General features: G+C 69.2%; 6 protein-coding genes. 4 read left to right on the top strand and 2 right to left on the bottom strand.

All coding sequences use genetic code 11. The annotated features are described in order from the left end of the window. Together VFF46_RS23495 and VFF46_RS23490 are read left to right on the top strand one after the other, a co-directional pair. On the top strand, positions 1 to 349 hold a 349-nt coding region (locus tag VFF46_RS23495), incomplete at its 5' end, for a hypothetical protein (protein ID WP_325039356.1). Beyond that, on the top strand, positions 346 to 5,397 hold the full coding sequence (locus VFF46_RS23490; RefSeq protein WP_325039355.1) for an AAA domain-containing protein: 5,052 nt from the start codon (positions 346 to 348) through the stop codon (positions 5,395 to 5,397). The genes VFF46_RS23495 and VFF46_RS23490, both read left to right, overlap by 4 nt. Here the strand turns inward: VFF46_RS23490 and VFF46_RS23485 are convergent. Further along, positions 5,379 to 6,581: a glycosyltransferase gene (locus VFF46_RS23485; protein ID WP_325039354.1), complete on the bottom strand. Its 1,203-nt coding sequence runs from the start codon at positions 6,579 to 6,581 to the stop codon at positions 5,379 to 5,381. The two genes, VFF46_RS23490 and VFF46_RS23485, sit on opposite strands and share 19 nt — an antisense overlap. A gap of 215 nt (positions 6,582 to 6,796) precedes the next feature. Next, the gene (locus VFF46_RS23480; protein WP_325039353.1) at positions 6,797 to 7,168 is read right to left on the bottom strand and encodes an FKBP-type peptidyl-prolyl cis-trans isomerase; all 372 of its coding nucleotides are present in this window, start codon (positions 7,166 to 7,168) and stop codon (positions 6,797 to 6,799) included. A 129-nt stretch (positions 7,169 to 7,297) separates the two neighbouring features. Between VFF46_RS23480 and VFF46_RS23475 the strand changes: the two genes are divergently transcribed. Both VFF46_RS23475 and VFF46_RS23470 read left to right on the top strand, forming a co-directional pair. Next, positions 7,298 to 8,158, top strand: coding sequence for an alpha/beta hydrolase (locus tag VFF46_RS23475; protein ID WP_325039352.1), 861 nt, complete (start codon positions 7,298 to 7,300; stop codon positions 8,156 to 8,158). A gap of 11 nt (positions 8,159 to 8,169) precedes the next feature. Beyond that, positions 8,170 to 8,853 (top strand): hypothetical protein, encoded by a 684-nt coding sequence (locus VFF46_RS23470; protein ID WP_325039351.1) that lies wholly within the window; start codon positions 8,170 to 8,172, stop codon positions 8,851 to 8,853. Positions 8,854 to 9,191: the final 338 nt, after the last annotated feature.

The following is a 9,191-nucleotide window of genomic DNA, read 5'->3' as shown; positions in this document are numbered from 1 at the left end:
GACAGACGCGATCGCGACCGCGGCCGCCGGCTTCACGGAACCGGAAGGGCCGCTCGGCGTACCCGTTGGGATGCGTTTCGACGAGCCGGTGGCGGTGCGGCCGGTCGACGGGGCGCCGGTGCCGCGGCCGAGACCGTTGGCCGCGGCAACGATTCGCTATCTGTGTTATCTGCTGCTCGATCTGGCGACCGCGGATCCGGATGCCGGCGACGCCGCCCTGGTCGCGTCGCTGGTTGTTGCCAGGCGCTCGGGGCTCGCTGGGTACGTCGACGTTGCCGACGACGAGCTGGGCTGGAGCGACAAGCAGCGCGTACGACTGGTGCAGGCAGCCGCGGAGGTGGTCCGATGAGCGCCGAGGACCTCGTCGCGCTGGCCGTCTCGCAAGGTGGTCTCGGGAACGACGCGTTGCTGGCGGCGGTGCTGCCCTTGTTCCACCAGACCGCGGCCGTGCATGAGCGCGGCCTCGTCGCACCGCTGCGCGGGCTTGACCGGATCACGGTCGACGAGCAGACCAGGCTCGGGTTCGCGCCCGAGGACGCGCGGCGCCCTACCCTCGCGACGCAGCAGCTCGATGCGGTGCAGGGCAAGCGCCCGACCGCCTTCGAGGTGGTTGCACACCGGCAGTCCGGTCTCGACCTCGGCGCGGACGGCGGACGCGAGCAGACCGTCGTACCCGAGACGATCGCCGCGCCGACCCTGGTCGCCGGGTGGCAGAGCTGGGAACACCTGGTCGGGCACCACGACCAGCTCACCGACATCTTCAGCCTCGGGCAGTTGCTGCTCGCCCTTGGCTGTGGTCTCGACCTGTCCAGGACGGCGGACGTCACCACCCTGATCGATGCCCGGGGCAACTTGTACCGGCTGGACCCGGACCTGCACCCGGTGATCGTCTCGGTCGCCGCGCAGATGGCGGAGCCCGACCGCTACCGGCGCGCGCAGGACCTGCGGTCGTTGATCGAGCAGCTCGAGAACTACCGCGACCAGCCGCTCGACTTCGACGTCGAGGCGGTCGTCCGCGGCGTCGCGGACCGGCGTACGGCGGTGCTCGGCGCGCTCCGCGACCGGCTCTTCGACCTCTCCCGGCGGAACCGGCTGATCAACTTCCGCCCGACCGCGCAGACGCTGAACCTCACCGAGGTGTCGGTGCCGCTGATGCTCGACGTCCGGACGATCCGCCCGGAGCAGCTGTTCACCTGGCGCGACGACCTGGGTGGGCAGCTGCTCAAGAAGGCGCAGCCGCTCGGCAAGTGGATCCGGTACGACGAAGCGCCGTACGCCGCGAACACGCTGGACAAGCTGATCTCGACGGCCCGCCGGGACAAGGCCGACTACGGGCTGGACCAGCTGCGGCTGGTGCCGGCGTTCCTGCGCTGGCACGACCTGAAGAACGACCGCGACACCCGACTCGCATCGCCGCTGGTGCTGGCGAAGGTGGAGCTGACGAAGAAGCGCGGCGTGCGGGACTCGTACACGTTGCGGGTCACCGACCCGATCGCCGAGGTGAACCCGACGCTCCGGCACAGCCTGCGGCAGCTGTATGGGATAACGCTGCCGGACACGGTGGATCTGTCGGTGCCGGGCGCGCTGCAGGAGCTGCACGAGCGGCTGGCGAAGGAGATCCAGGCGACCGAGCCGGGATTGCAGCTGCACTTGCGGGAGAAACCTCGGATCGATCTTGTGCGGCAGCGGGCCGTGACGCGGCTCCGGACGTACAACCGGCGCCGGCACGGGAACCTGGCGACCGGGTTCGGCGGGAAGCAGTACCCGTATTCCTACCGGCGGGCGGACTACCAGCCGCTCGGGGTGCAGATCTACCGGACGCAGCTCGCGCAGCAGACGCTGCCGTTGGGGGTCGCGCTCGGCGAGGAGCCGCGGCGGCCGGCGGCGATCGAGACGGACACGTACTCGCTCGACACCGACGGCGGGCCGTACTCGTGGGACGTCGACCTGTGCGCGGTCTCCCTGGCGAACTTCAACTATCGGACGCTCGGGCTGGTGCGGGACTACGACGAGCTGCTGGCCGGCGCGGACTCGGCGGCGTCGTTCGACCAGCTGTTCTCGGATCGGCCGCGGCCGGTGGGGAGCGTGCTGCCGGAGCTGCCGCCGGGGGAACGGCATCTGGTGGTGCCGGCGGACGGGTCGCAGGTGGCGGCGATCGCGCGGGCCCGGCGCGGCGAGAGCTTCGTGATCCAAGGCCCGCCCGGGACCGGGAAGTCGCAGACCATCACCAACCTGATCGCGGACTTCGTCGCCCGCGGGAAGCGCGTGCTGTTCGTCTGCCAGAAGCGGGCTGCGCTGGACGTTGTGTATGCGCGGCTGGCCAGTCGGCGGTTGGACGGGTTGTGTGCCCTGATCCACGACTCGCAGGGCGACAAGAAGGCATTCGTCCACGGGTTGCGGGACACGTACGACGCGTGGCTACCGGCCAAGGACGACCTGGATGCCCTGACGGAACGGCGTACGCAGCTCATCACCCGCGTAGACCACTTGCTGTCAACGGTCGACGAGTTCGAACAGCAGCTGTCCGACGGCACACCCCCGCTCCGAGAGCTGGTCAACCGCCTCACCGAGCTCCACGACCACGCCTGGACCCCGAACGCCGGTCCCGCCGGTGGGAGTGCGGCGGCTGCGCCCAGCCCCTCGGCAACCGGCTCCGCCGCTGACCGGCGCCTGGGGGAGGGCGTGCGGGCCCTCCCTCCTCTTCCTGGTGTGGGGGAGTGGTGGGGTGCGCGGGGAGTGGTGAGGGAGGTTGCTCAAGGGTTGGCTGCGGCTGATCCTGCGACGGGTGGGGTGTTGGCGCGGAGTTCGTTGGGGTTCTTGGGGCGGTGGGACGAGGCTGATGTGGCGGGGGCGGCGCGGCGGCTTCGGGCGAAGTGGGATGCGGTTGCGGCGGCGTTGACAACCGATTCAACTGCTGTGCGGGAAGTGCAGGCTCTCGCGCGGCTTGGGCGGTTGCTGGAGTCGTTGGTGGGGTTGGACAAGGCGGAGGCGATCGTTCCGCGGTCGACCGCGGCTCGCGAGTTGGCGGAGGCGGCGGCCGAGCGGAAGCAGTTGGTCAAGGCCGAGCGCGCCGCCTGGAAGGAAGCCGCCGGCTGGCAGGAGCCGCTCCCCGCGGCCGACGCACGCTCCGCGCTGAAGGTTGCCCAGAGCAAGGAAGGCAGCACGTTCTCCTTCCTCAGCGGCGACTGGCGACGCGTGAAACACCTGGTCCGCGACCGCTTCGACGGTACGGCGCGCACCGTGCAGCCGTCCGTCACCGAGATCCTCACCGACCTCGTCGCCGCCCACTCCGCCACGGCCGCCGTCACCGAACACACCGAGCAGACCCGCCACGACTGGGCCACCGACGACCCGCAGCAACTCATCGACCAGCTCGCCGCCGCCCGCAAGGCCGTTCCCGACTGGCGCGCCGCCCTTGACGACACCGCCCGCCTCGCCCGGCTGGCCGACGTACTGGACGACGCCACCGAAGCAGCCGACGACCTGCTTGCCGACCACTGGGACACCCTGACCGTCGACGAAGTCCGCGACCTGGCGGACCGCCTCGCCGCCGAAAGCCCGCTAGTACGAGCGCTCGCCCCCAAACTCCGTGACCTGGCAACCGCACCGCCGTCGGTGCAGACCGCCGTACGCCGGCTCGATGCGACCCCGGACGAGCTCGAGTACGCCGTCTGCGCCGCGGAATGGGAACACGCCCGCTCCGCCGCCCCGCTGCAGCTGTCGTCGGATCGGCTTGACGCGATCGTCGGCGAGCTGCGTATGGTGTACGACGACCTCACCGACGTGAATGCACAGGTCGTCGTCGCGCAGGTACGGCGGCGGTTCCTCGCCGAGGTCGCGCACTCCGAGCAGAGCGTCACCGGGATGTCGCCGGAGGACCGTGAACGCAAGAAGACGTTCGCGACCGGCCGCCGCGAGCTGGAGCACGAGTTCGGCAAGGTGATGCGGTACCGGTCGATCCGCGACCTCGCCTCCGGTCCGCCCGGTGAGGTCGTCGCAAGGCTGCGGCCGGTGTGGCTGATGAGTCCGTCGTCGGTGTCCGACACGTTGCCGTTGACAACTTCCTTCGACGTCGTGGTGTACGACGAGGCCAGCCAGATCCCGGTCGAGGAGGCGATCCCGGCGCTGCACCGGGCGCCGCAGCTGATCGTCGTCGGCGACCAGCTGCAGCTGCCGCCGACGCAGTACTTCCGCGTCCGGCACGACGAACTGCAACCGGACGACGACAGCCCGGAGCAGCTCGGGATCGCGTTGACCGAGGACAGCTTCCTCTCGATCAGTGCGCTGCGGATGGCGTCGACGATGCTGACCTGGCACTATCGGAGCCGTTCCGAGGCGCTGATCTCGTTCAGCAACGCGGCGTTCTACCAGGGCAGGCTGGCGACGGTGCCGGACCGGTTGCCGGCGCATGCCGCGCCGCCGTGGACACTGCGCTCGGACTCGCCCGCGTCGGAGGTCTGCGACAGCCTGCTCGCCGGCAGCATCACCGCGGTACGGCTCGTCGACGGCGTGTACGTACGGCGTACCAACCCGCCCGAGGCACGCTGGATCGCGTCGCTGGTGCGGGAGCTGCTGCTCCGTGAGACCGGGAAGAGCATCGGCATCGTGGCGTTCTCGGAGGCGCAGCAGGGCGAGATCGAGCGGGCGCTGGACGAGCTCGCCGAGAGCGACCCGTCGTTCGCCGCCGCGTACGAGGCGGAGCAGATACGGACGCAGGGCGAGCAGGACGCCGGGCTGTTCGTGAAGAACCTGGAGAACGTACAGGGCGACGAGCGGGACATCATCCTGATGAGCGTCTGCTACGCGCCCGGCCCGGACGGGCGGATGCTGATGAACTTCGGCCCGATCAACACCTCGGGCGGTGAGAAGCGGCTGAACGTGATCTTCAGCCGCGCCCGCGAGCACATGGTGATCGTGAGCAGCATCGAGCCCGACGCGATCACCAACACGTACAACGACGGCGCCAATACGCTGCGACGATTCCTGGGGTACGCCAGCGCTGTCTCGCGTGGGGACCAGCAGGGCGCCAAGGCCGCGCTGGCGTCGTACAACCTGAGGACCACCGTCCGGAAGCAGCAGACGACTCCGGTGATCGAACAGCTCGCGACCGCTCTCCAGAAGGCGGGGGTCGACGTCGATGTCGCGGTAGGAGAGTCGGTCTTCCGGTGCGACCTCGCGCTGAAGCTTCCGGGCGACGGCGGGTACCGGCTCGCCGTACTCGTCGACACCCCGGATCGCGTCGCCTCCGACACGCTGCTCGAGCGCCTCACCACACACCCGAGCGCGCTGACGACCACCGGCTGGCGGGTCCACCACGTGCTCACCACGGACTGGGCACGCTCACCGGAGGCCGTCGTCGCTCAGCTGCTCGACGCGCTTCAGCGTCCGGTGGACTGAGCTTTCTCGATCAGGAGCTTGGCGGCCACGGTCGCGCCGTCGGTCTTGATCATTCCGCTCACCTCGCGGGCGCGCGCTTCGGATGCGAGTGCGGTGCCGAGCGTGGCCGACAGCGAGTCGACGGTCGGCGCTTCGTCTGCGGCGCCGATCCCCAGTGCGACCACGCGGGACGCCCAGTACGGCTGGTCGGCGATCAGCGGTACGACGACCTGCGGTACGCCCGCCCGCGCGGCCGTGGTCGTCGTACCGGCGCCGCCGTGGTGCACTATCGCTGCCACCCGCGGGAACAGTGCCTGCTGGTTGACCTCACCGACTACGAAGCAGTTGTCCGCGTTGAGCTCGGCCCAACCACGACTGAGCAGTACGCGGCGGCCGTGTGCCTGGGATGCCTCGATGACGGTCCGGGCGATGTCCTTCGGTGCGTACGCGGCCATGCTGCCGAAACCGACGTACACCGGAGGCTCACCGGCCTCCAGGAACGCCTGCAGGTCGTCAGGGAGCGGGCGGTCGTCGGGCAGGATCCAGGCGCCGGTCTGTACGACGTCAAGGTCGGTCATGCCCGCGGACGGGCACAGCGTCGGGTCGGCGGCCAGCCAGGGGTGCTCGGTGAATACGTAGTCACGGACGTTGCCGACCGGCGGCAGGCCGATCGCGGCCCGCTGCTCGTTGAGGGCCGGGCCGTACAGCTCGTTCACGCGCTGGGCGTCGTACTCCCACTGCTCACGTCGATCGGTGACGTCGTCGGGCGTCGGCGTACCCGGTCGTGCTCCGGGCGCGAAGTGCTGTGACGGGATCCCGCCCAGGTGGAAGCCCGCGAGGACGTAGCCGATGCCGAGCTTGTCAGCCACGTCCCGCGCACCGGCCGGCATCAAACCGGTCGCCACGATCGCGTCAGCCCCCGGCGCCACCCGCCCAAGCGTCTCGAACCGCGCGGCAACGAGCCGCGCCGCCAGTTCGAACGCAGGATGCCTACCTGACGCCGGCTTCGGCGCCGTCACCACGGAGCGCACCGAAGGTCCCAACGGCTCCATCGGCACCCCGGCCCGCGCCAGCAACTCCTCGAAGTCCCCCTCCGGCGGCACACACACCGTCGCCTCAGCCCCCAACCCCTGAAGCGCCACCGCCAGTCCCGCCAACGGCTCGACATCTCCCCGCGATCCCCAGCTGGCCAACACAAAACGCACGCTGATTCCTCTCGTCGGCCCACCATTCTGCGAGAAGAACAGGCCCTTGCGGCAAGTCCCCCTACCCGCTATACGTTGGAAGTAGAGGGAACATGCTCCTGATCAGTGCCGCGAGCAACAATGCGAAGAGCAGCACCTTCAGCGGCGGACGAGCGCACCCCCGGACATGAGTCAGCCGGTGGCGACCGCGTTGGTCACCACCGGCTGACGGTGGTTCAGCTGACGCTGACCAGGTCCACGACGAAGATCAGGGTCTCGCCGGGCTTGATCGAGCTGCCCGCGCCGCGGTCGCCGTAGCCCAGGTGCGGCGGGATGACCAGCTTGCGCCGGCCGCCGACCTTCATGCCCTGCACGCCGGTGTCCCAGCCCTGGATGACCTGGCCGACGCCGAGCTGGAACGCCAGCGGGGCGCCGCGGTTGTACGACGCGTCGAACTCCTCGCCGGTGGAGTGCGCGACGCCCACGTAGTGCACGTTCACCCGGGATCCGGCCTTGGCCTCGGCGCCGTCACCCTCGGTGATGTCGGTGATCTCGAGATCCGCCGGCGGCGGCCCGTCCGGAAAGTCGATCTCTGGCTTCTCAGTCATGTCTCCAGCTAAGCAGAAAGTGCCGGGAAAGTTCCGATCGGGTTCCTGTTGGGGGCGATCCGGACGGTCTAGGCTCTCGAACACGAGGTCGACCAATGGGGGTGGGCCGCAGGTGCGAGGAGTTCGACCATGACGGAGCCGGTGACCCAGACCCTCGACGTGCCCGGAGCGACGCTGACGTACGACGTCCGCGGTGACCTCGCGAACCGCCCGGTCCTGCTGATCATCGGCTCGCCGATGGGCGCGAGCGGTTTCCCGACACTGGCCTCGCACTTCGAGGACCGGACCGTCGTCACGTACGACCCACGCGGCGTCGAGCGGAGCGTCCGCAGCGGCGAGCTGACCGAGCTCACCCCGGAGGACCATGCCGCCGACCTCGCCGCGCTGATCGACCACCTGGACGTCGGCCCCGTCGACCTGTTCGCCAGCAGCGGCGGCGCCGTGAATGCGCTGGCGCTGACCGCCGCGCGCCCTGACCTGATCCGGCGCGTGATCCCGCACGAGCCGCCGCTCGCCGGGATCCTCCCGGACCGCGAGGCCGCGACGGCCGCGGTCGACGACATCTACGCGACGTACCAGCGCGACGGGATGGGCCCCGGGATGGCGAAGTTCATCGCGATCGTCGGGTACGACGGCGAGATCCCCGCCGACTACACGCAGCAGCCCGCGCCCGACCCGGCGATGTTCGGCCTGCCGACCGAGGACGACGGCAAGCGCGACGACGCCCTCCTCGGGCAGAACCTGCGCGGCTGTACGTCGTACCAGCCCGACTTCGACGCGCTGGCGAAGGTGAAGGACCGGATCGTCGTCGGAATCGGCGAGGAGTCCGGGAACCAGTTGGCAGCCCGCGGCGGCAAAACGGTCGCGGAGCGCCTCGGGCTGACCCCGGAGGTGTTCCCGAGCGGCCACGGCGGCTTCCTCGGCAACGAATACGGCCAGCCCGGCAAGCCGACCGAGTTCGCAGCCAAGCTCCGCGAGGTCCTTGGGTAACCTAGCTCTCTGTGATCAAAGCACTGGTTTTGGTGATCGGCCTACTGACGTCTCCTACGCCTGAAACCTATGCGCAGTACTCCCTGATGTTCGAGAAGTCCGCCGGCCAGTACTTCGCCGGCGGCACCGCGGCCGGCCAATGGGCCTGGACGCCGCTGTCCGGCACCGAATCCGACATCTCCTGGGGCGACCCCAAATCCTGGCCGCCCGCCTCCGCGGAGCACTTCATCCACGATGGCGACTGGGTCCTCCTCGACGGCTACAACGACGGCGCCGGTCGCCCGCTGACCCAGATCCAACGCGTAACCACCGAAACCATCGGCGACGCCAACTGCACCAACATGCAGCCGATCCCGTCCGCCAACGGCCGCCAGCACTACGTCAAATGGACCATCCCCACCACCGGCTACTGCCTGGACGCCACCGGCACCATCAAACCCCCGAACGGCTCCACCACAGTCCACTTCCGCCACCTCCAGAAGTGGCTCCCACCCCACACTTGCTCCAACCCGTACTTCTCCAACCAAACCTGCATCACCCAGTCCGAACAATGGTGGGACGACAACCAACACCCCTACGCCCTCCAACTAGCCCGCACAGTAGAACTAGCCAAAGGCCAAGGCATGGCCTTCACCAACCACACCACAGTCCCCTTGGAATGGAACGCAGACGGCCGCTACTTCTGGCACTACTGAGGATGGTCGTGGATCTGTAGTGCGGCAGACACGGTTGGTGACAATTGTTGCTGTATTCCAGCGAGGACTGCACAAGATGAGGACGGGGAGCGATGGATCGCCGGCCACACCGAGCTGAACCTGTCGAGCCGACGCACCCTGCGCAGGAGAACCCGGCTCCGTCTGCCGAGGCGGATAAGTACGTCACTTCTGAGGTCTCTTTGGACACCGGAGCCGATACCAGGGGAGACTCTCTCGAGCACGTGGATCAACGTGCTGACGAGACGACGGCTGGTTCGGTCGAATCCTCTGAGGACAGCGACGGCCCGAGCCGGACTGATCGGCATGAGACTTCTGAG

Source organism: Kribbella sp. (assembly GCF_035655035.1).
Taxonomy (GTDB): domain Bacteria; phylum Actinomycetota; class Actinomycetes; order Propionibacteriales; family Kribbellaceae; genus Kribbella.
The sequence above is the reverse complement of the archived record's forward strand: the minus strand, read 5'-3'. Positions and strand labels throughout refer to the sequence as shown.

Coding starts and splice junctions, on each gene's coding strand:
- VFF46_RS23490 (WP_325039355.1), top strand. CDS start 346: ATGAGCGCCGAGGACCTCGTCGCGCTGGCCGTCTCGCAAGGTGGTCTC.
- VFF46_RS23480 (WP_325039353.1), bottom strand. CDS start 7,168: ATGACTGAGAAGCCAGAGATCGACTTTCCGGACGGGCCGCCGCCGGCG.
- VFF46_RS23475 (WP_325039352.1), top strand. CDS start 7,298: ATGACGGAGCCGGTGACCCAGACCCTCGACGTGCCCGGAGCGACGCTG.